Annotated in this window: 20 protein-coding genes; 7 read left to right on the top strand and 13 right to left on the bottom strand. The window is 49.1% G+C overall.

Annotated features, from left to right (window positions below; genetic code table 11):
- The first annotated feature begins 255 nt into the window (after positions 1–255).
- The gene (gene tkt / locus KCG54_RS07250) at positions 256–2,235 is read left to right on the top strand and encodes a transketolase (protein ID WP_254323815.1); all 1,980 of its coding nucleotides are present in this window, start codon (positions 256–258) and stop codon (positions 2,233–2,235) included.
- Positions 2,236–2,431: 196 nt separating this feature from the next.
- On the opposite strand, the gene KCG54_RS07245 is transcribed toward tkt, so the two are convergent.
- Positions 2,432–3,439, bottom strand: coding sequence for an IS5 family transposase (locus KCG54_RS07245; RefSeq protein ID WP_107723456.1), 1,008 nt, complete (start codon positions 3,437–3,439; stop codon positions 2,432–2,434).
- Between the two features lie 153 nt (positions 3,440–3,592).
- Positions 3,593–3,763, bottom strand: a complete 171-nt coding sequence (locus tag KCG54_RS07240) for a YegP family protein (RefSeq protein ID WP_107723455.1) — start codon at positions 3,761–3,763, stop codon at positions 3,593–3,595.
- A gap of 12 nt (positions 3,764–3,775) precedes the next feature.
- On the opposite strand from KCG54_RS07240, the gene KCG54_RS07235 reads away from it, so the two are divergent.
- Positions 3,776–3,994 (top strand): hypothetical protein, encoded by a 219-nt coding sequence (locus KCG54_RS07235; protein WP_107723454.1) that lies wholly within the window; start codon positions 3,776–3,778, stop codon positions 3,992–3,994.
- Between the two features lie 166 nt (positions 3,995–4,160).
- Here KCG54_RS07235 and clpA read toward each other — a convergent pair whose 3' ends face one another.
- Positions 4,161–6,440 (bottom strand): ATP-dependent Clp protease ATP-binding subunit ClpA, encoded by a 2,280-nt coding sequence (gene clpA / locus KCG54_RS07230; protein ID WP_254323814.1) that lies wholly within the window; start codon positions 6,438–6,440, stop codon positions 4,161–4,163.
- Between the two features lie 3 nt (positions 6,441–6,443).
- Positions 6,444–6,755 carry an ATP-dependent Clp protease adapter ClpS gene (gene clpS / locus KCG54_RS07225; protein ID WP_003679561.1) on the bottom strand — a complete coding sequence of 104 codons (312 nt, stop codon included), beginning with the start codon at positions 6,753–6,755 and terminating at the stop codon, positions 6,444–6,446.
- Between the two features lie 269 nt (positions 6,756–7,024).
- Here clpS and KCG54_RS07220 point away from each other — a divergent pair, with 269 nt between their 5' ends.
- The 4 genes from KCG54_RS07220 to KCG54_RS07205 all read left to right on the top strand — a co-directional run bounded on the left by KCG54_RS07220 (position 7,025) and on the right by KCG54_RS07205 (position 8,562).
- The gene (locus tag KCG54_RS07220; RefSeq protein WP_070460950.1) at positions 7,025–7,228 is read left to right on the top strand and encodes a cold-shock protein; all 204 of its coding nucleotides are present in this window, start codon (positions 7,025–7,027) and stop codon (positions 7,226–7,228) included.
- Positions 7,229–7,303: 75 nt separating this feature from the next.
- The gene (locus KCG54_RS07215; RefSeq protein WP_254323813.1) at positions 7,304–7,519 is read left to right on the top strand and encodes a branched-chain amino acid ABC transporter; all 216 of its coding nucleotides are present in this window, start codon (positions 7,304–7,306) and stop codon (positions 7,517–7,519) included.
- A gap of 84 nt (positions 7,520–7,603) precedes the next feature.
- On the top strand, positions 7,604–8,050 hold the full coding sequence (smpB, locus tag KCG54_RS07210) for an SsrA-binding protein SmpB (protein ID WP_003679566.1): 447 nt from the start codon (positions 7,604–7,606) through the stop codon (positions 8,048–8,050).
- Between the two features lie 71 nt (positions 8,051–8,121).
- Positions 8,122–8,562 carry a hypothetical protein gene (locus tag KCG54_RS07205; protein ID WP_003682952.1) on the top strand — a complete coding sequence of 147 codons (441 nt, stop codon included), beginning with the start codon at positions 8,122–8,124 and terminating at the stop codon, positions 8,560–8,562.
- Positions 8,563–8,634: 72 nt separating this feature from the next.
- Here KCG54_RS07205 and KCG54_RS07200 read toward each other — a convergent pair whose 3' ends face one another.
- From KCG54_RS07200 to KCG54_RS07175, 6 genes are all read right to left on the bottom strand, one after another.
- Positions 8,635–9,120, bottom strand: a complete 486-nt coding sequence (locus KCG54_RS07200; protein ID WP_063067886.1) for a DUF4189 domain-containing protein — start codon at positions 9,118–9,120, stop codon at positions 8,635–8,637.
- A gap of 170 nt (positions 9,121–9,290) precedes the next feature.
- Entirely contained in the window at positions 9,291–10,241 is a 951-nt protein-coding gene (trxB, locus tag KCG54_RS07195; RefSeq protein ID WP_049329772.1) for a thioredoxin-disulfide reductase, read from the bottom strand.
- A 108-nt stretch (positions 10,242–10,349) separates the two neighbouring features.
- On the bottom strand, positions 10,350–11,645 hold the full coding sequence (locus KCG54_RS07190) for an NAD(P)/FAD-dependent oxidoreductase (protein ID WP_254323812.1): 1,296 nt from the start codon (positions 11,643–11,645) through the stop codon (positions 10,350–10,352).
- A 150-nt stretch (positions 11,646–11,795) separates the two neighbouring features.
- Positions 11,796–12,683: an ABC transporter permease subunit gene (locus KCG54_RS07185; protein ID WP_049329770.1), complete on the bottom strand. Its 888-nt coding sequence runs from the start codon at positions 12,681–12,683 to the stop codon at positions 11,796–11,798.
- The gene (locus tag KCG54_RS07180; protein WP_254323811.1) at positions 12,683–13,648 is read right to left on the bottom strand and encodes an ABC transporter permease subunit; all 966 of its coding nucleotides are present in this window, start codon (positions 13,646–13,648) and stop codon (positions 12,683–12,685) included. The genes KCG54_RS07185 and KCG54_RS07180 overlap by 1 nt, the downstream gene beginning before the upstream one ends.
- 15 nt (positions 13,649–13,663) lie before the next feature.
- Complete coding sequence (locus tag KCG54_RS07175; RefSeq protein ID WP_049335895.1) at positions 13,664–14,788, bottom strand: ABC transporter ATP-binding protein; 1,125 nt, start codon at positions 14,786–14,788, stop codon at positions 13,664–13,666.
- A 475-nt stretch (positions 14,789–15,263) separates the two neighbouring features.
- Here KCG54_RS07175 and radC point away from each other — a divergent pair, with 475 nt between their 5' ends.
- Positions 15,264–15,938 carry a RadC family protein gene (gene radC / locus KCG54_RS07170; protein WP_254323810.1) on the top strand — a complete coding sequence of 225 codons (675 nt, stop codon included), beginning with the start codon at positions 15,264–15,266 and terminating at the stop codon, positions 15,936–15,938.
- A gap of 33 nt (positions 15,939–15,971) precedes the next feature.
- On the opposite strand, the gene KCG54_RS07165 is transcribed toward radC, so the two are convergent.
- From KCG54_RS07165 to aqpZ, 3 genes are all read right to left on the bottom strand, one after another.
- A complete protein-coding gene (locus KCG54_RS07165; protein ID WP_254323809.1) occupies positions 15,972–16,259 on the bottom strand; it encodes an NF038104 family lipoprotein in 288 nt (95 codons plus the stop codon).
- Complete coding sequence (locus tag KCG54_RS07160) at positions 16,247–16,579, bottom strand: hypothetical protein (RefSeq protein WP_004520787.1); 333 nt, start codon at positions 16,577–16,579, stop codon at positions 16,247–16,249. The genes KCG54_RS07165 and KCG54_RS07160 overlap by 13 nt, the downstream gene beginning before the upstream one ends.
- Before the next feature lie 146 nt (positions 16,580–16,725).
- Positions 16,726–17,472: an aquaporin Z gene (gene aqpZ, locus KCG54_RS07155; RefSeq protein WP_283254566.1), complete on the bottom strand. Its 747-nt coding sequence runs from the start codon at positions 17,470–17,472 to the stop codon at positions 16,726–16,728.
- Between the last annotated feature and the right edge of the window lie 161 nt (positions 17,473–17,633).

Genomic DNA, 17,633 nt, shown 5'->3' with positions numbered 1-17,633 from the left:
ATTCAAAGGTTTACGAATCAGCCTGTATGCAAACTTATAGTGATTTGCTATTTACACGATAAAAATATATAAAGCACTGTTTCAAAACGAAATAACAGTTAATATCATCTATCCTGTTCGTTTCGGGCAACCGAGTGGAAACAGGCCGTCTGACAAAGCGAATATCAAAAGCTATCCTTGAAAGCACGGCTGATTCAGGCGATAATCGGCACACCTTTTTTCATATTTCCAATCTTGTCCAAGGAAGGTCAAACCATGTCTCAACTGGCAAACGCAATCCGTTTCCTCTCAGTCGATGCCGTACAAAAAGCCAACTCAGGCCACCCGGGTGCGCCTATGGGTATGGCGGAAATGGCAGAAGTGTTGTGGACGAAGTTCCTCAATCATAATCCGGCTAACCCGAAATTCTACAACCGCGACCGTTTTGTCCTCTCCAATGGTCATGCTTCCATGATTCTTTACAGCCTGTTGCACCTGACCGGCTACAACGTTTCTATTGATGATCTGAAAAATTTCCGCCAACTGCACAGTAAAACCCCCGGCCATCCTGAATATGGCTACACCGACGGCGTGGAAACCACGACCGGCCCATTGGGACAAGGTATTGCCAACGCTGTGGGCATGGCTTTGGCCGAAAAAATCTTGGCTGCTGAATTCAATAAAGACGGTTTGAACATCGTTGACCACCACACCTACGTCTTCATGGGCGACGGTTGTATGATGGAAGGCGTATCGCATGAAGCCTGTTCGCTTGCCGGTACTTTGGGCTTGGGCAAACTGATTGTTTTATATGATGACAACAATATTTCCATCGACGGTAAAGTGGACGGTTGGTTTACCGAAAATATTCCGCAACGCTTTGAAAGCTACGGCTGGCATGTGATTCCAAATGTAAACGGTCATGATACTGATGCCATTCAGACGGCCATTGAAGCCGCCCGCGCCGAAACCGGCAAACCTTCCCTTATCTGCTGCAAAACCTTAATCGGTAAAGGCAGTGCTAATAAAGAGGGTAGTCACAAAACCCACGGTGCGCCTTTGGGTGCGGACGAGATCGAAGCTACGCGCAAACATTTGGGTTGGGCTTATCCTGCGTTTGAAATTCCGCAAGAAATCTATGCCGAATGGAATGCAAAAGAAAAAGGCGCGAAACTTGAGGCCGAATGGAACGAACTCTTCGCTCAATATCAAGCCAAATATCCTGCTGAAGCCGCAGAATTTGTGCGCCGCATGGATAAAAAACTGCCTGAAAACTTTGACGCTTACATTCAAGCCGCATTGAAAGAAGTGTGCGCCAAAGCGGAAACCATCGCCACCCGTAAAGCCAGCCAAAACAGCATCGAAATCTTGGCCAAAGAGCTGCCTGAATTGGTGGGCGGTTCTGCAGACTTGACCCCGTCCAACCTGACTGACTGGTCAAACAGCGTTTCCGTTACCCGAGAACACGGCGGCAACTATATTCACTATGGCGTGCGCGAGTTCGGCATGGGCGCAATCATGAACGGCCTTACCCTGCATGGCGGTGTTAAACCATTCGGCGCGACTTTCCTGATGTTCAGCGAATATGAGCGTAATGCCTTGCGCATGGCTTCGCTGATGAAAATCAACCCTGTATTTGTGTTTACCCACGATTCCATCGGTTTGGGTGAAGACGGTCCGACCCACCAACCTATCGAGCAAACTGCCACTCTGCGCCTGATTCCAAATATGGATGTATGGCGTCCATGTGATACCGTTGAATCTTTGGTAGCGTGGTCTGAAGCCGTTAAAGCGGCCGATCATCCGTCCAGCCTGATTTTCAGCCGTCAAAACCTGAAATTCCAAGCGCGTGATGAGCAACAACTGAACGACATCAAACGCGGTGCTTATGTAATCAGCGAAGCTCAAGGTAATGCGCAAGCTATTGTAATTGCTACCGGTTCTGAAGTTGAATTGGCTCTGGAAGCACAAAAAGTATCGGCAGAACAAGGTATCGCCGTACGTGTCGTTTCCATGCCGTCTACCAATGTATTCGACCGCCAAGACGCCGCCTATAAAGCCGCCGTTCTGCCGGAAGGTTTGCCACGCGTAGCCGTAGAAGCCGGACATGCCGACGGTTGGTATAAATACGTCGGTTTGAACGGCGCCGTGGTCGGTATCAACCGCTTCGGCGAGTCTGCACCTGCTGACTTGCTGTTCAAAGAATTCGGCTTTACCGTAGACAATGTGGTTGCCACTGTTAAATCCGTTTTGTAAATCAGATTTTTGATTGAGATAAAAAGGCCGTCTGAAATTCAGACGGCCTGAGACCTTTGCAAAATTCCTTTCCTCCCGACAGCCGAGATCCAAACAAAGATTTTCGGCTGTTTTTGTTTCAAATATCCACTGATTCTACCCAAATTCCCCCTTAATCCCCCTTGGATACCTGATTAATCAGGTATCCGGCCACCTTTTAGGCAGCAACAGGCGCACTTAGCCTGTTAGCCGCTTTCAACAGGTTCAAACACATCGCCTTCAGGTAGCTTTGTGCACTCACTTTAATCAGTCCGAAATAGGCTGCCCGCGCATAGCGGAATTTACGGTGCAGCGTACCGAAACTTTGTTCGACCACATAATGGGTCTTCGACAAATATCGGTTGCGTTTGGTTTGCGCTTCCGACAGCGGATGTTTGCGGTGAGCTTTGCGCATAATGCCGTCCTGCAGTCGATGCTCTTCCAGATGTTGCCGGTTTTCCTCACTGTCATAGCCTTTGTCGGCATAGACGGTCGTACCTTTGGATAATCCTTCCAATAAAGGCGACAGATGTTTGCACTCATGGGTATTGGCGGGGGTAATGTGCAGTTTCTCGATATAGCCTTCCTCATCGGTACGGGTATGTTGTTTGTAACCGAGTCTGTATAACCCGTTTTTTTTTATCCAACGGGCATCGCTGTCTTTACTCGGTGCGGTTTGGCCGCTGACTTGTCCTTCTTCATCGACTTCTATGGCCTGGCGCTGTTTGCTGCCGGCGGTCTGGATAATGGTGGCGTCAACGACGGCGGTGGATGCTTTCTCTACTTTTAAGCCTTTTTCGGTCAGTTGGCGGTTGATCAGTTCCAGCAGTTCGGACAGCGTGTCATCTTGCGCCAGCCAGTTGCGGTAGCGGCATAAGGTGCTGTAATCGGGGATGCTCAGTTCGTCAAAACGGCAAAACAGGTTGAAATCGATGCGGGTGATGAGGCTGTGTTCGAGTTCGGGATCGGAGAGGCTGTGCCATTGTCCGAGCAGGACGGCTTTGAACATGGACAACAGGAGATAGGCGGGACGGCCGCGGTGGTCTCGGAGGTAACGGGTTTTTTGACGATTCAGGTATTGTTCGATCGGCTGCCAATCAATCACCTGATCCAACTTCAATAGCGGGAAATGGTCGATGTGTTTGGCAATCATGGCTTGTGCGGTTTGCTGAAAGAAAGTACTCATGAGAAATCCCCTAAATGTCTTGGAAGGAATTTAGGGGATTTGGGGGAATTTTGCAAAGGTCTCAAATTATTAGATATTTTGCTATTTATGACCACTATTCGGCGACTGACAAAAAAGCCCGCGTAGGGCGCGGGCTTAGGGTAAAAGCGGATTTTATACCTCTTTTACAGGGGTAGCGGCGGTAGTGCTTTTCACCAAATCGACTGCGTGCTGGCAGTTTTGCTTGCTGGTGTAGCCTTGGCCCTGAGCGATGATTTCATGGTTGGCTGCTTTCAAATGCCAACGGTATTCGCCTTTTGCGTCTTTATAGATTTCAAAATACATAAGGTTTCTCCTATGAATGAGTACATGTTTTCTTACCGCTTTGACGGCAAGTCCTGGTCATTGAGCATTTGGGCGGACGGCCCTGAAGAAGCCCGGGCAAAATTTCGGGCTGCACGGGAAAATGCGCAGTATGACGGCGAAGTTGTAACAAAGATTTATACATTTGTAAATATTTCGTGGGTTAAGAAGTTGTACAGACGGATAAAATATTTAATGGGTATCAAAGAATGACCTACCGTGAATTAGTTGAACGTCAGTTGGCTGTGCGCCATGCCGATTTGGAATTGGGCTTAAGCCGCTCCCGCGAACAAGAATAGATGAGAATTGGATGTTAATTACAAAAAAGGTCGTCTGAAAACGGAAATTTCGTTTTCAGACGACCTTTTGCCTTTATCCGTCAAACCGCTGCTGCTTCAGGTTTGGCTTTGTTTTTCTTGAATTTCAACACGGCTTCTTCTTTTGCCGCATCCCAGTCTATCAGCACGAAGCCACCTTCGGCGAGTTTACCGAACAGGAGTTCGTCGGCGAGCGGTTTGCGGATTTTTTCCTGAATCAGGCGGTTCATCGGGCGTGCGCCCATTTGCGGGTCGAAACCTTTTTCCGCCAGATAGTTGCGCAATGCCGGCGTGAATTCGGCTTCGACTTTTTTGTCGAGGAGCTGGTGTTCGAGCTGAAGCAGGAATTTGTTCACAACTTTTACGATGAAGGGTTCGGACAAGGGTGCAAACGGGATAATCGCGTCCAAGCGGTTGCGGAACTCGGGCGTGAAGAGCTTGTTGATTGCTTGCATTTCATCGCCACGTTCGCGTTTGGCGGTAAAGCCGAGGCTGGGTCGGCTGAGACTCTCCGCACCTGCGTTGGTGGTCATAATCAGGATGACGTTGCGGAAGTCGGCACTCTTGCCGTTGTTGTCGGTCAGTTTGCCTGCGTCCATGACTTGCAGGAGGACGTTGAAAATGTCGGGGTGGGCTTTTTCGATTTCGTCCAAGAGCAACACACAATGCGGCTGCTTGTTGACGGCTTCGGTCAAAAGGCCGCCTTGTTCAAAGCCGACGTAGCCCGGCGGCGCACCGATGAGGCGCGATACAGCATGGCGTTCCATGTATTCGGACATATCAAAGCGTTGCAGCGGTACGCCCATCGAGTAGGCAAGCTGTTTGGCGACTTCGGTTTTGCCGACGCCGGTCGGGCCGGAGAAGAGGAAACTGCCTATCGGTTTGTCGGGCAGGGCGAGGCCGGAACGCGACATTTTGACGGCGGCAACCAGCGCATCAATGGCATTTTCCTGACCGTAAACCATGTTTTTCAAATCACGGCCGAGGAATTGCAACACTTGTTTGTCGTCGTGCGACACGGTTTTTTCGGGAATCCGCGCGACTTTGGCGATGACGGTTTCGATTTGCGCTTTGCCGATGACTTTTTTCTGTTTGGATTTGGGCAGAATCCGTTGCGCCGCGCCTGCTTCATCCATCACGTCGATGGCTTTGTCGGGCAGGAAACGTTCGTTGATGTAGCGGGCGGAGAGTTCGGCGGCGGCTTCGAGTGCGCCTTGCGTATAGCGGACTTGGTGGAAATCTTCAAACATCGGTTTCAAGCCGCGCAGGATTTGCACGGTCTCGGCAACGGTGGGTTCGACCACGTCAATTTTTTGGAAACGGCGGCTTAAGGCGTGGTCTTTGTCGAAAATGGTGCGGTATTCGTCGTAAGTGGTTGCGCCGATACAGCGCAATGAACCTTTCGCCAATGCGGGTTTGAGCAGGTTGGATGCGTCCATCGTGCCACCGCTGGTGCTGCCTGCGCCGATGATGGTATGGATTTCGTCGATGAATAAAATGGCGTACGGGATTTTTTCGAGCTGTTTCAAGACGGATTTGACCCGCGCTTCAAAGTCGCCGCGGTATTTCGTGCCCGCCAAAAGCGAACCCATATCCAGCGCGTACACTTCGGCATCTTTCAGCGCGTCGGGAATGTCGCCGTTGACGATTTGGTGTGCTAAACCTTCCGCCAGCGCGGTTTTGCCTACGCCAGCTTCGCCGACCAAAAGCGGATTGTTTTTGCGGCGGCGGCACAGGATTTGCACCAGCCTTTCCATTTCGTGTTTGCGACCAATCAAAGGGTCGATACGGCCGGCTTTGACTTCGGCGTTGAGGTTGACGGTGTAGTCGGAAAGGGAGCCGGTTTTTTGTTCCGCTTCTTCGCCCTCGCGTCCCAGGCCGTCTGAATCATTGCTATCCTCGTCATCGGGCGAACCATGGGCAATGCAACGCAAGACTTCGAAGCGCGTAATGGATTGCAATTTGAGGAAATAAACGGCATGGCTTTCAGATTCGCTCATCATGGCAACCAAAATATCCAAAGGCTCTACTGCGGCTTTGCCGGCAGACTGGGTATGCACCATCGCCCGTTGGATGACGCGTTGGAAGCCCAATGTCGGCTGGGTTTCGACCGTATCCAAAAGATGATCGGGAATTTGCGGCGTGTTTTCAGCAACGCTGGCGGCAAGCTGCTCGGACAGGACTTTCAAATCCGCACCACACAGTTTCAAGACGTTCGGCACAGCCGCATCTTCTTCTATCAACACCAAAAGCAGGTGTTCCAAGCTGATAAACTCATAACGGGCATTGCGTGCTTCACGGTAGAGCAGTTGCAGGATGTGTTCCAATTCGGGTGAAAGCATGATTTAAACCTCTTCGACTATACATTTGAGCGGATGCCCTTCAGCTTTAGCACGTTCCATGACCTGATGTTGCTTGGTCTGGGCAATATCGCGCGTGTAGGTGCCACACAGGCCTTTGCCTTCGTGGTGCACCAGCAACATAACGGCCACTGCCTGTTCCTGTGCAAGCATAAAGACTTCGGTCAGGATTTCGACGACAAATTCCATGGTGGTGTAATCGTCGTTCAATAAAAATACGCCGTAACGTTTCGGCGGCTGTGTGTTGATATCGCTGAGCAGGGTATCGGATTGGTGGTCGGTATTCGGATGGTTCATAATCTTAGGTTTCAGTTTTCAGACGGCCTGTTTTAGAGTGTAAACCGTTTTCTGTTGTATTTCGGCAATTTTTTTCTATTTTCCCACTTTTTTGAAAACATAGCTTGACGTTTTGTCTTAACAAATGTAAAAAGACGGTTAAGCAGAAGTTGGCACTCGACTGCGTATCCAATACGTGGAAGAAACGCTGAACGTTTTAGTTTGCGTTTTAGTTTGCTGTATGCCTTGTTTTGCTGATTTTGTTAATTTTTAAGTATAGGAAGTTTCTAATGGCAACCGGTATCGTAAAATGGTTTAACGACGCTAAAGGTTTTGGTTTTATCACTCCTGATCAAGGTGGCGAAGATTTGTTCGCTCACTTCTCAGCGATCAACATGGATGGTTTCAAAACCCTGAAAGAAGGTCAACGCGTATCTTTCGACGTAACCACCGGCCCTAAAGGCAAACAAGCTGCTAACATTCAAGCTGCTTAATCAAATGCGCGGCATAAGCCGTAAAATCATGGCGGGGTTTCCCGCCATTTTTTATGGGCGTTCGGGTTAAAAATTATGAATCAAAATTCATCTTATCAAAATGCTTTAAACCAGCTAGACGAGCTTATCCATCATTTTCGCAGCGAAGGTGAGGTCAGCTGCGCCGTTGCCGAGCGTGAAGACCAAATCTTGATCCGCCTTGCCGATTTGAAACTGGATTTGCGCCCTGAAGATGAAAAAGCCATTGCCGATATAGACCGCTTTTACCGCCGCCATGTTTTAAGCGAATAAACGTTTCAAAATTGTTTGCCGTTTTATTTTTTAAGCATGCCTGATAAAATAGGCCGTCTGAAAAGTTTGTAAAGAATCAGCACAATGAGTATTGCCAATAATAAAAAAGCCTTTCACGATTTCTTTATCGAAGACCAAATCGAAGCCGGTATAGTATTGGAAGGATGGGAAGTCAAAGCCATCCGCGCTGCACGCGTGCAATTAAAAGAAAGCTATATCTACTGGAAAAAAGACGCATTTTATCTGGTGGGCTGTCACATTACCGCATTGCCCACTGCCTCGACACACGTCAAACCCGATCCTGTCCGTCCGCGTAAGTTGTTGTTGAAACAATCGGAAATCAACAAGTTAATCGGTAAAACCGAACGCGCCGGTTATACGATTGTGCCCTTAAACCTGCATTACACACGTGGTAGAATCAAAGTGGAAATCGGTTTGGCCAAGGGTAAGAAACAGCATGACAAACGCCAAAGCCTGAAAGAAGCGGATTGGAAGCGTGAGAAACAGCGTTTGATGAAAAACGTACGTTGATTTTTTCAGACGGCCTTTTTATAAAGGCCGTCTGAATATTTATTGTTTGAAAATTTTAAAAAGGAAAACAGATGAAAACCATGATTTTAGCGGCGGCTTCAGCCGTATTGTTGTTGGGCGCGTGTTCCACTACGGAACAAAGAGTATTGAAACCTGAAGAGCTGACCAGCATCAAACATGTCTGCATCATTCAAAATGCAAAAGTAAGACCGCATGATTTGGATCGTGCTTTGTCTAAGGCTTTGGCAAAACGCGGCATTGGCAGCACTATTGTCACAGCGGATAACCGCGGCAAACTGTATGATTCTTCTTGCCCGTATAATCTGCGTTACAAGACCAAAGGCAATAATGAAATCTTGCGTAAAGGCGTATTTGTGTTGAGAAGCACCAAGTATGCGGTTTCTACTGTCAGCTACTCTTTGAACGATGAAAACCACTTCCGAACCAATCCTGATTTGGTGAAACAGGCTGAAGGCGTTGTGGCCAAATTGTTGGAAAAAAACAGCAAATAAAAGCCAGAATAAAAAACCGGCTTGCCGTGATATGGAGAATATCGGGCAAGCCGGTTTTATTTTCAGACGGCCTTAAATGGATTTGATTTTTTCCCAAAGGGTTTTGACCGTACCTTGATAGTAGGTTTCGGAAGTGCAATAGACTGTTTCTAAAGCACATTGTCCTTGTGAACCGTATTTTTTGATACACTGGTTCAAGGCAATTTGATGCACGGTTTTGAAACGTGGGGAGGTAATGGCCACTACGTTTTGAGCAGTCAATTTGCCCATGGCTTTAGGGTAGGCAACAGCGATACAGGTGTTGTGCAGAGGGACAACAGTTTTGCAGCCTGTTGCTTGGCCTGCGCTGATACCGGCTAAGGCATCTTGGCCTTTGCAGAATGTTTCGAGTTCGGCTGTCGCATCCAGTTGGGTAGCATTTTCTTTGGTGGTTTTGATTTGCAGCGCTTCATTGCTGTCGGCAGGGTTTTGCCACATGGCCAGGTAGCCGTAAGTATCGGCAGCCAGGGCGGCAGGAGTCAGTGCGCAAAGGATAAGTGTCATTAGTGTTTTTTTCATGTTCGTTCCCTGTTTGTTGGGTATTTGTCGTTATTATAAAGCAAAAGTACTTATTTGATATAAATTTGCTTTTAAAATGAATATTTGAGTGTGGTAGATAGATTATAGGCCGTCTGAAATTTCAGACGGCCTTTTATTATGTTTTAAAGAATAGGGCGTAGCTTAGAGGCTTATACACCGTGGCGGTCGAGCCAACGTTCGGCATCAAGTGCGGCTTGGCAGCCGGAAGCTGCGCTGGTGATGGCTTGACGGTAGGTATGGTCTTTGACGTCGCCTGCTGCCCATACGCCTTCTATATTGGTTGCGCCGACATTGTCACCGGTGCCGCCTTTGGTTTTCAGGTAGCCGGTTTCATCCATATCGAGTTGGCCTTTGAAAATATCGGTGTTGGGTTTGTGGCCGATGGCGATGAAAACGCCTTTGACAGCGATTTCTTCAGTGCTGCCGTCATTGTGTTTCAGGCGTGCACCGGTAACGCCGCTTTCGTCACCCAAGATTTCATCAACCGAGCTGTTGAGCTTGAGGATGATTTTGCCTTCTTCGACGCGTTGCATCAGTTTGTCCACCATGATTTTTTCGGCGCGGAAGCTGTCGCGGCGGTGAATCAGGGTAACGGTGTTGGCGATATTTGCAAGGTAGAGGGCTTCTTCCACAGCGGTATTGCCACCGCCTACTACGGCAACATCTTGTTTTTTATAGAAGAAACCATCACAAGTTGCGCAGGCGGAAACGCCTTTTCCGGCAAAGGTTTCTTCGCTTGGCAAACCTAAATATTTGGCGGATGCACCGGTGGCAACGATGAGCGCATCACAGGTGTATTCGCCCATATCGCCTTTGAGGGTGAAAGGACGGTTTTGCAAATCAACGGTGTGGATTTGGTCGAAAATCATTTCGGTACCGAAGCGTTCGGCATGAGCTTGGAAACGGGCCATTAGTTCTGGTCCTTGTACACCTTCGGCATCGGCAGGCCAGTTGTCCACTTCGGTGGTGGTCATCAGTTGTCCACCTTGCTCAACGCCGGTAATGATCACAGGGTTAAGGTTGGCGCGGGCGGCATAGACGGCGGCAGTATAGCCGGCAGGGCCGGAGCCGAGGATGATGAGTTTGTGATGGTTGCTCATGATGGTTTCCTTGCTGATAAATGATTGAATTTTGTCGTATCTAAGCTTTCAGATGGCCTGAATTTTACTTGAATCTGCCGCCGTCTGAAATATGTTTGTTGCTTGGGTTTAGTGGCTGTCTTTCCATTGATAGTATTTTGAGCCGAGGAAAGAGCCGAGTTTGCGCAGGAAAGGCTGGGTAATGATGTTGCTGTGGCGCAGTTGCTCAAAAGGTTTCAGACGGCCGTCATCGCCCATGATGGCTTCGGCAATCGCCAAACCGGCAATGCCGGTAATCGCCATGCCGTGTCCGGAATAGCCTTGGGCGTAGAAAACGGTAGGGGCGAGGCGGCCGAAATGTGGGGCGAGGTTGCGCGTAATGTCGCATTCGCCGCCCCAAGAATGCTCGATTCTGACATCGGCAAGTTGCGGGAAAACTTTCAACATGTCTTGGCGGACGAGTTTGGTCATGCGGTCAGGATCGTCGATAAACTCGTTGTCTTTGCCACCGAATAGTAGGCGGCCGTCGGCGCTGAGGCGGTAGTAGTCGAGGACGTGGCGGTTGTCGCAGATGGCCATATTGTTGCGGATCAGGTCTTTGGCACGTTCGACCAGGGGCTCGGTGGCGATGATAAAGGTGCTGACTGCAATGGCTTTTTGTTCCAATACTTTGAATTTTGGGTGTAAACCGGCATAAGTATTGACGGCATAAACGAGGTTTTTGCACTCAACGCTGCCATTGGGCGTATGAACCAGCCAGCCGTTATCGCATGGCTCGATACGCGTCATAGGGGATTGCTCAAAAAGTTGTGCGCCTGCATCGGCTGCCGCTTTGGCAATGCCTAGTGTGTAATTGAGCGGGTGTAAGTGGCCGGATAAAGGATCAAATTGCGCGCCTTGATACATATCGCTGGCAAGTTGCTGCTTTAGCGTGGCTTTATCCCAAAGCTGGTAATGGCTTGCGCCATAATGTTTTTGAGCGTGCTCATGCCATTGTTGCAATTCTTCCCAGTGCTGAGGACGGACGGCGACGGTAGCGTAGCCGCGTTGCCAATCGCATTGGATATTGTGTTTTTGAATGCGCGAGTCAACCAGTTCAACGGCTTGCAGAGATTGCTGCCAAAACCATTGAGCCTGTTCCAAGCCGACTTGTTTTTCGATTTCTTCCATACCGCAGGCAAAGTCGCTGATGACTTGTCCGCCGCTTCGGCCTGATGCGCCGAAACCGATACGGGCGGCTTCAAGTACGATGACTTCATGGCCGTTTTCGGCAAGCGGTAGGGCTGTGCATAAGCCGGACAGGCCGCCGCCGATGACGCAGGTTTCAGTTTTCAGACGGCCTTCAAGCGTCGGATAAGACGGATGGGGATTGGCAGTGCTGACATAGTAGGAAGGAAGGTATTCTTTGAAGCTGGGATTGATCATGATTTGAGCTTTAGGTTGTGGTTTTCACTTCATTGAAATTGGTTTTCAGACGGCCTTAAATGTGGGTTTAGATTTAGGCCGTCTGAAAGGATAAGATGCAGTTAATAAAACAGGCTGTTCCGACGCTTTATCGAACAGCCTGTCTGCATATTAGGCGGCTTTCTCGGCTGCCAATTTTTCTTGGCGGTAGGCTTCGGCAGCCTCGCGTTCCCGTTTGGTTGCCTGACGCATCATCCAGTAGTTGACGACAATCACCAGCGTACCGATGATACCGATCAGGATGGTTGCCAAAACGTTCATCTGAGGGTCAAGGCCGAGTTTGATTTTGGAGAAAATCACTTGCGGCAATGTCGATGAGCCCGGGCCTGACAGGAAGGAGGTAATCACCAAGTCGTCCAAAGACAGGGTGATGCCCAAGAGGAAGCCGGAAGCAATCGCAGGGGCAATCAATGGCAGGGTAATCACGAAGAAAATCTTCAGCGGACGGGCACCCAAGTCCATTGCAGCTTCTTCCAGGGATTGATCCAATTCTACCAAGCGCGAGCGGATAACGACGGTAATGTATGCCATGCAAAGCGTAGTGTGACCGAGGAAGATCGTGAAGAAGCCGCGATCGAAGTAGAGCGATTGCAACAATTCACTGCCTTGCAGGAACATTTGCACCTGAATAATCAACAGCAGCATGGACAAACCGGTAATCACGTCAGGCATCACCATAGGCGCGGAAATCATACCGGCAAACAGGGTGCTGCCGCGGAAGCGCTTGATACGCGCCATAGCGTAACCAGCTAATGTGCCGAGTGCTACGGCGGCAAGCGACGAAACGATGGCGATACGTAATGACAGCCAGGCCGCTTCCAAGATGGTGTCGTTTTCCATCAATGCGCTGTACCATTTGGTTGAGAAACCGCCCCAAACGGTAACCAGTTTGGATTCATTGAAAGAATAGATGACCAAAACCACCAGCGGAATATAGAGGAATGCCAGCGAGAGCAGGAGCATCAGTTTCAAGAACCAGGATAATTTGGTTTTCTGCATTATTTGCCTCCTTCTTCCAATTCGCGGTTTTCATAGTGCTGGAACAGGGCAATCGGTACAACCAGCAGGGCAACCATGACGACGGCGACGGCAGAAGCCAGCGGCCAGTTGTTTTGGTCGAAGAATGCCTGCCACAATACTTTACCGATCATCAGGTTTTCAGAACCGCCCACCAATTCAGGAATCACAAATTCACCGACGGCCGGAACGAAGACCAGCATAGAGCCTGCGATGATGCCTGTTTTGGATAAAGGCAGGGTAATGGTAAAGAACGATTTGATCGGACCTGCACCCAAGTCGGAAGCGGCTTCGAGCAGACGGTTGTCCAGTTTTACCAACTGTGTGTACAGCGGCAAAATCATAAACGGCAAATAGGCGTAAACCATCACCAAATTCAGCGAGAAAGCATTGTAGAACAGGTCTAAAGGCTCGCTGATGACTCCGTATTTGATTAAGAAATTATTGATGATGCCGTTGTGACCCAATAAGCCCATCCATGCGTAAACACGCAACAGGAAAGAGGTCCAGAAAGGCAGCATGATTGCCAACAGCAGGCCGTTGCGCGCAGCCGGATTGGCGCGTGAAATGGCATAAGCGGTCGGATAACCAATCAACAGGCAGATGATGGTCGTCGTCAGCGCGGTCTTAATCGAAGACCAGTAGGTCATCAGATAGATATTGCTGTTTTCACTGTCGCCAAACGGATTGAGCGTATTCCAAAAGTTTTGGAAGATGTCGGCGTAGTTCTGATAGCTGATGGCAATGTTCAGACGGCCTAAGTCTTCATCAATCGTCGTCAACGGCGTAAATGGAGGAATGGCGATTTCTTGTTCGGCAAAGCTGATTTTCAATACGATGGCGAACGGAATCAGAAACAGCACCAAGAGCCAGATATACGGCACGGCAATCACTGCACGCTGTCCAGGACGGCGAAACAGTTTCTTTTTCAGTTTTTTAAGGTCCATTGCATTTCCCTCAAATTAACTGTACAGAGGCGTAGGTTGGTTTTCAGGCCAGCTGATATAGACGGTTTCATCCCAAGTCGGCGGCGTAATGTTGCGCACATACCAATAAGGTGCGGGAACTTGGCTTTTGACGACACGGCCGTTGGCAAGTTTGATGTGGTAAATCGCGAAGCTGCCCAAGTAGGCAATTTCTTTGACTGTACCTTGAGCCCAGTTGTGCGCGCCCAAGTGTTCCGGTTTCTCTTTGTGCAAATCAATGTCTTCAGGGCGGATGCTGATCCAGATTTCATGCTCGTTAGGAACGCCCAGGCCGTGGTCGATGCGGACGTGGTTTTCCAAGCCGTCACATTTGACGATAGAGAAATCGGCGCGGTCGTCAATAACGACACCGTCAAAAATATTGGTTTCGCCGATAAATTCAGCGGTAAAGCGGCTATTAGGGTAGTCGTACACATCGCTAGGTGTGCCGACTTGGCGCAATTGGCCGTCGGACATAATGGCGATACGGGTAGCCATGGTCATCGCTTCTTCTTGGTCGTGGGTAACCATAATGCAGGTTACGCCGACTTGTTCCAGCGTGTTGACCAATTCCAGTTGGGTTTGTTGGCGCAGTTTTTTATCGAGTGCGCCCAAAGGTTCGTCAAGCAGCAGGATTTTCGGACGTTTTGCCAGGCTGCGCGCCAAAGCGATACGTTGTTGTTGGCCGCCGGAAAGTTGGTGCGGCTTGCGTTTAGCGTATTTGGTCATTTGCACTAGGCGCAACATTTCTTCGACGCGGGCGTCGATTTCGCCTTTAGGCATTTTGTCTTGTTTCAGGCCGAAAGCGATGTTTTGTTCAACACTCATGTGCGGGAACAGGGCATAGCTTTGGAACATCATGTTGATTGGGCGCTCGTACGGGGCAAGTTTGGTAATGTCCTGGCCGTCGAGAATGATTTTGCCCTGATTTGGGCTTTCCATGCCTGCCAACATGCGCAGCAGCGTGGATTTGCCACTGCCTGAGCTGCCCAAAAGGGCAAAGATTTCATGTTGGTAAATGTCCAAGTCGATGTTATCGACAGCGTAATTGTCACCAAACTTTTTCACCAAGCCTTGGATTTGCAAATAAGGTTTGGCTGAAGACGCAGTGGTTGCGGTCATAATGGCAATACTCCAAAAAGAAAGACGAGTACCGGCAAAACGGATTTTCGAATGGGTGATAAAAAGCTGTTTGATTGCTGGCGGGAGTCGGACGGAGGCCGTCTGAAACTCTTGTAAAGCGCACGGGCAGCGTGGATAGAAAGCAGTTTAAGCCTAAGCTTTTGCTCTCGGCAAACTCAATATTATATTAGCCTAAGCCTGTTAGGGGCAATATGAAATTGCTTGTATCGGCTGATTTGAAACAAATAGGAAAGGAAAGGCAGGCAGGGAAACAAGATAGTAAAAATGGGTAACGTTGTTTTTCTGCACAAAGGGGGTAATTATTATCTATATGTCTTAAATAATTATTCAAAATAGAATAAGATACGCAAATTGCATTTATTTACTAAAATCATAATGGATTACGTTTTATATCGGGTGAGGCGGTTTTACTCGGAATTAAAACTAAATCCGCTATATAAATAAAAGGGAAAACATGAGTATCAAAGAATGGCCCGAAGGGGAGCGGCCGCGCGAGAAGCTCTTGGCGCACGGTGCGGCGGCGTTGAGTGATGCGGAGTTGCTGGCGATTTTGCTGCGTGTCGGAACGCGCGGTATGAGCGCGGTTGATTTGGCGCGTTATTTGTTGAGTGAGTTTGGCAGCTTGGGGAAGCTGATGAGTGCGGATGCCAAAACACTCGCTGCTTATAAGGGCATGGGCTTGGCGAGCTATACTCAATTTGCGGTGGTCAAAGAAATCGGGCGGCGGATTTTGGGTGAAGATTTGCAGGAGCAGATTGTTCTGTCAAACCCGAAATCGGTTGCGGATTATCTACGCCTGCATCTTGGGCATGAAAAAATCGAGGTCAGCGTTGCTTTGCTGCTCAACCGTCAAAATCAATTGATTGCGGTACGGGAGTTGTCGCGCGGTACGGTGGCGGAAAACACGGTTTATATCCGTGAAATCATCAAATTGGCATTGGATGAATATGCCGACAGTTTGATTTTGGCACACAATCATCCGGGCGGTTCGGCAAGGCCGTCTGAATCTGATGTGCAGTTTACAGAGCGTTTGAAACAGGCTTTAAGTTTGGTCGATATTACGCTATTGGACCATTTTATTGTAACGGCAAAAGAAACCTGCTCTTTGCGCGAACAGGGCTATATGTAAGGATGAATGTTCAGACGGCCTCAGTAAGATTGGTTACCTTACTGAGGCCGTCTGAAGTACTTCATCGGATGATTCTTCTTTGTGGATGATTTCTTCCGATTTTGGCTTTTCTGTGCTCTTTTCTTTTTCTTTGTCCTTGTCTTTTTTGCTGTCAGGAATGGCGGCGTCAATCACTGCCCCCGTTCCTTTGACGACCAATTTTCCGGCAGTCAGGACGGTTGTGGCAGCCAAATCGACAGCTGCGCCTACAACGCAGCCGTTAAGCGTCAGGCAAAGGGCAAGTGTCGGAAGCAGGCGTTTTGTACATCTCAATGGCTGCATCCGCAGTGTCCTTCGTGATGATGGCCGCATCCGAGTGCTTCTTGCCAAGCATCATCGTCGCCGTCAAATTCTTCGACTTCGTCAAATTCGCCGTTTTCTACCATGCTTACCAGCTCTTCCAGGCTTTCTGCGCCTTCTACCCAAAAGCAGGGAATATCGGGCGGTGTATCGGGGGCAAGCAGGGCGGCTTGTTGGTCGTGCCAAGCAATCCAATAGCCGTTTTGCGTTTGTACGAATACGGCATCGGGATGGATGGTTTCGTTTTCAGTATTGACCAGCATTCTGGCGGCGATATCGGTTTGAAAAGGTAAGGTTTGCATGATGGTTTGAGAATGTGGGAAAAAAAGTATTGTAACATGGCAAAAACAAACGCACCGTCTGAGTCAGGCGGTGCGTTTGTATCTCGGCAACTTGGGTGCGGACGGTTTAAGGTGTCGGCCGCACTGGAAATATCATTCCGTTTAGTTTATTTGTCGTCGTTGTTTGCCAAAACAAAGCGGTAAATAGCCGCGCCAACTGCTGCGCCGGCAATAGGAGCCAACCAGAACAACCACAGTTGTTCAACAGCCCAGCCGCCTTGGAACAAGGCAACGCCGGTAGAGCGTGCAGGGTTGACGGAAGTATTGGTCACAGGAATGCTGATCAAGTGAATCAGGGTCAGACCCAGGCCGATGGCGATAGGGGCGAAGCCGGCCGGAGCCAGTTTGTCGGTAGAACCCATGATGATAATCAGGAAGAATGCAGTCAGTACGAATTCGATCAGCAACGCGGCCATCATGTCGTAACCGTTAGGAGAGTGTTCGCCGAAACCGTTGCTGGCAAAGCCGGAAGCAACAGCATCAAAACCGGTTTTACCGGAAGCAATCAGATACAGAACGCCTGCAGCGGCAATCGCACCGATGACTTGGGATACGATGTAAGGCAACAAGTCTTTACCGTTGAAACGGCCGCCGATGAAGAGGCCGACGGAAACGGCAGGGTTGAAGTGGCCACCGGAAATATGGCCGACGGCGTAAGCCATGGTCAGTACGGTTAAACCGAACGCCAAGGCGACACCGGCAAAGCCAATGCCGAGTTCAGGGTAAGCTGCTGCCAATACTGCGCTGCCGCAACCGCCGAATACCAGCCAGAAAGTGCCGAAAAATTCTGCAAAATATTTTTTCATTTGTTTTTCCTCGTAAAGGGTGGGGGTGTTGCCGAAGGCTTGAATCATAATAATATTGCTTCTAATCGAAAAATGGATTTACCTGTTTTTTCCGGTCTTGACAAAAGGCCGTCTGAAAATGGTGACAAACGGGTAGAGATATGTATTTTGTAGGTTGAGTTTGGTTGATTGAACCTTATTTTTGTGAAGCAAATGCCGTTAATGCAAAA

Origin of the sequence: Neisseria subflava (genome assembly GCF_024205705.1) — a bacterium.
Classification (GTDB): Bacteria; Pseudomonadota; Gammaproteobacteria; order Burkholderiales; family Neisseriaceae; genus Neisseria; species Neisseria subflava_D.
The sequence above is the reverse complement of the archived record's forward strand: the minus strand, read 5'-3'. Positions and strand labels throughout refer to the sequence as shown.

Excerpts from the sequence above, each read along its gene's own strand:
- radC (WP_254323810.1), top strand. The coding sequence starts at position 15,264 with ATGAGTATCAAAGAATGGCCCGAAGGGGAGCGGCCGCGCGAGAAGCTC.
- smpB (WP_003679566.1), top strand. The coding sequence starts at position 7,604 with ATGAGTATTGCCAATAATAAAAAAGCCTTTCACGATTTCTTTATCGAA.
- KCG54_RS07205 (WP_003682952.1), top strand. The coding sequence starts at position 8,122 with ATGAAAACCATGATTTTAGCGGCGGCTTCAGCCGTATTGTTGTTGGGC.
- clpS (WP_003679561.1), bottom strand. The coding sequence starts at position 6,755 with ATGAACCATCCGAATACCGACCACCAATCCGATACCCTGCTCAGCGAT.
- tkt (WP_254323815.1), top strand. The coding sequence starts at position 256 with ATGTCTCAACTGGCAAACGCAATCCGTTTCCTCTCAGTCGATGCCGTA.
- KCG54_RS07200 (WP_063067886.1), bottom strand. The coding sequence starts at position 9,120 with ATGAAAAAAACACTAATGACACTTATCCTTTGCGCACTGACTCCTGCC.
- KCG54_RS07175 (WP_049335895.1), bottom strand. The coding sequence starts at position 14,788 with ATGACCGCAACCACTGCGTCTTCAGCCAAACCTTATTTGCAAATCCAA.
- KCG54_RS07245 (WP_107723456.1), bottom strand. The coding sequence starts at position 3,439 with ATGAGTACTTTCTTTCAGCAAACCGCACAAGCCATGATTGCCAAACAC.
- aqpZ (WP_283254566.1), bottom strand. The coding sequence starts at position 17,472 with ATGATTCAAGCCTTCGGCAACACCCCCACCCTTTACGAGGAAAAACAA.
- KCG54_RS07220 (WP_070460950.1), top strand. The coding sequence starts at position 7,025 with ATGGCAACCGGTATCGTAAAATGGTTTAACGACGCTAAAGGTTTTGGT.
- clpA (WP_254323814.1), bottom strand. The coding sequence starts at position 6,440 with ATGCTTTCACCCGAATTGGAACACATCCTGCAACTGCTCTACCGTGAA.
- KCG54_RS07190 (WP_254323812.1), bottom strand. The coding sequence starts at position 11,645 with ATGATCAATCCCAGCTTCAAAGAATACCTTCCTTCCTACTATGTCAGC.
- KCG54_RS07160 (WP_004520787.1), bottom strand. The coding sequence starts at position 16,579 with ATGCAAACCTTACCTTTTCAAACCGATATCGCCGCCAGAATGCTGGTC.
- KCG54_RS07180 (WP_254323811.1), bottom strand. The coding sequence starts at position 13,648 with ATGGACCTTAAAAAACTGAAAAAGAAACTGTTTCGCCGTCCTGGACAG.
- KCG54_RS07235 (WP_107723454.1), top strand. The coding sequence starts at position 3,776 with ATGAATGAGTACATGTTTTCTTACCGCTTTGACGGCAAGTCCTGGTCA.
- KCG54_RS07240 (WP_107723455.1), bottom strand. The coding sequence starts at position 3,763 with ATGTATTTTGAAATCTATAAAGACGCAAAAGGCGAATACCGTTGGCAT.
- KCG54_RS07165 (WP_254323809.1), bottom strand. The coding sequence starts at position 16,259 with ATGCAGCCATTGAGATGTACAAAACGCCTGCTTCCGACACTTGCCCTT.
- KCG54_RS07185 (WP_049329770.1), bottom strand. The coding sequence starts at position 12,683 with ATGCAGAAAACCAAATTATCCTGGTTCTTGAAACTGATGCTCCTGCTC.
- trxB (WP_049329772.1), bottom strand. The coding sequence starts at position 10,241 with ATGAGCAACCATCACAAACTCATCATCCTCGGCTCCGGCCCTGCCGGC.
- KCG54_RS07215 (WP_254323813.1), top strand. The coding sequence starts at position 7,304 with ATGAATCAAAATTCATCTTATCAAAATGCTTTAAACCAGCTAGACGAG.